Origin of the sequence: Vibrio sp. V04_P4A5T148 (genome assembly GCF_963875605.1) — a bacterium.
Taxonomy (GTDB): domain Bacteria; phylum Pseudomonadota; class Gammaproteobacteria; order Enterobacterales; family Vibrionaceae; genus Vibrio; species Vibrio anguillarum.
Genome location: NZ_CAWNMS010000090.1, coordinates 3,955 through 6,235, shown reverse-complemented (window position 1 = coordinate 6,235; position 2,281 = coordinate 3,955). Strand labels below are relative to the sequence as shown.

The 2,281-nt window shown below is 41.3% G+C and carries 2 protein-coding genes; both read right to left on the bottom strand.

What is annotated here, in order from left to right; genetic code table 11:
• Positions 1–332: 332 nt before the first annotated feature.
• Complete coding sequence (locus tag AACT18_RS16330) at positions 333–1,010, bottom strand: hypothetical protein (protein WP_094143058.1); 678 nt, start codon at positions 1,008–1,010, stop codon at positions 333–335.
• Between the two features lie 169 nt (positions 1,011–1,179).
• Entirely contained in the window at positions 1,180–1,662 is a 483-nt protein-coding gene (locus tag AACT18_RS16325; RefSeq protein WP_059261323.1) for a tetratricopeptide repeat protein, read from the bottom strand.
• Positions 1,663–2,281 lie beyond the last annotated feature (619 nt).

The following is a 2,281-nucleotide window of genomic DNA, read 5'->3' as shown; positions in this document are numbered from 1 at the left end:
AGCGATTTGGAAGAAAAGTGACGAGCGTAGCATGCTCGGCGGACGTTTGGATGCTGAAGGTTATTTTGCCGCTGAATTCACAACGCTAAACAACCCAACGCGATCAAGAAACAACAAATATGTGATGATTATTCATTGCTTAACTTAAGCCACAAAACATGGAATTTACCGCTCAATTTCAACTCGATTTAGCTGATAAAAACTCACTTTGCCTAACGCCGCATTAAGCGGTGAGCAACGCAGACCACCGCACTTAAAGCATTGTGCCGTAAACACAAATGCAGAAGCAAAATAAAAATGCCGAGCGTTGGGAATCCGTCTTAAATGCTTTGTTATGCTTCCGATAAAAGAGTATCTATTTCAGTAGGGTCACTTAAATACATTTGCACCAATTCAAGGTTTTCCAACCCTGAGTTGCTTAAGCCAATATCTTCTCGAAGAGCTTTATACAAAGCATCTACATGCCGAAATATCGTTAAACTATCTTGCTCTTCTCCACTATTTTTCCTGTAATTAAGGAAAGCTTGAATCACTTGGGGACCTCCCCAAAGAAGAATTCCATTTTGGAATTTTTCAAACTCATTAAGAATTTGTTGCTGATCTGGCATTTTCTTCTTGTTACTGGCGTTACTTCCTTGCATAAATGCAGAGACTAGTTTTAAAAAGTCATTGTAAATTTCAACTTTCTTTTGGCGATGTGCTTCTTCAATTTCTCTTTCACGGATATGCCTTTGTAAAACAAGCTCTCTTTCGCTTATTTTTTCTTGGACTCTTAACTCACGCTCGCTCATCCTTTTTTGAGCAAGTAACTCTCTAGATTTTTGGCTAGAATGAGTAAATATTGCAATTACAAGCCCTGTCGTTAGTGATCCAAATGCCGCAATTATCGCGGCAATTATTTTCAAATCTGCATTTCTTAACGAATTAAAGAATAGTTCAGCCAACGACCACAATAAAACACCGATGAGGATACCGGCTAAATATGGAAGTACCCCTTTAATACGATTCACTATCGTTCTCCTCAAATTTGCTTAGGAAGCATAACGCCCGCCTAAGGGGCTGGCAACGCATTACCACAAAACTCAATCACAACAGCCGTAACCCCCGCGGCTCATTGGGACTGGAAACGCCACGCGTTGACAGTCCCTCTTGAGGCGTTTGTTATAAGCGTGGTTATTCTTACCATTTTCTATCTAAATCCTCGACGTACAAGGATATAGCACGATGATACTCTTTGATCGCATCGCTACTTGTTGTCGAAAGTAATAATTCAAGCAACAAAGCCATGGCTTCTTTGTGGCGCCCCAGATTGTACAGGCACATAGCATAGAAAGGTCGAACCTCTATCGCATCTGGATACTCAATGATTGCCTGCTCAAAGTAACCCAACGACTCTACATAGTTGCCAAGACTTCGATAGGTGCTCGCTAAACCAAATAAAGCATCAAACCGTTCTACTGGGGAAAGCATTCCCGATAAAGATGATAAGTAATGCCCTACCGCCTCTTGCTCTCTACCTTCATTGTCATATGACCATGCTATTTGCAAATGAGCTTTAGCCGCATAGCTTTCGTCGTTTAATAGCGTCGCTAACAAATCTCTCGATTCTTGAAACTTAGCTTCTTTCCGTAAATCAATGGCTTGCTTGATGATCGTTTCCATATTTTCCTCGAAGCTTATAACGCCCGGCTAAGGGGTTGACAACGCACCGCTGAACTTAAAAAACACACTGTAAACACTGAACTTCAATTTTGTACTAAAACAGCCAAGCGTTGGCAATCCCTCTTGAGCCGTTTGTTATGCAAATTCAATGAGATAAACAGAATTTACACGACCAAAAGCCACAATTGCAATGGTTGAGTGATTCAAGAATCAACCCAAGCAAGAACTGTGATAAATGAGCCGCCAAAACAAAGTCCACCTTTCAACAACAAACCAAGCTTTTGAATCAGGAAAACTCAACAAGCAAGACTTTCAGCAAGTGCAAAATGCTCGATAAACTTGCCCTTTCCACACTTTGCGCCCGCTAAATTCACAACAAACCAGCACCAAAACTCATTGAGGCAAACAAAGAACCTTGCCTGTTTTACGGTTTGAGTTAACCACGAATTTGAGGGTAAAAATGCTCATTTGCCGACAGCTCAAAACGAATGGCCGGAGAAATCCCAAAAGATTGAGCCCCTAAATTTACCTGAGTTGCATAACGCCCGGCTAAGGGGTTGACAACGCATAGCCGAACTCAAAAAACACACTGTAAACACTGAACTTCAATTTTGCACTA

Excerpts from the sequence above, each read along its gene's own strand:
- AACT18_RS16325 (WP_059261323.1), bottom strand. The coding sequence starts at position 1,662 with ATGGAAACGATCATCAAGCAAGCCATTGATTTACGGAAAGAAGCTAAG.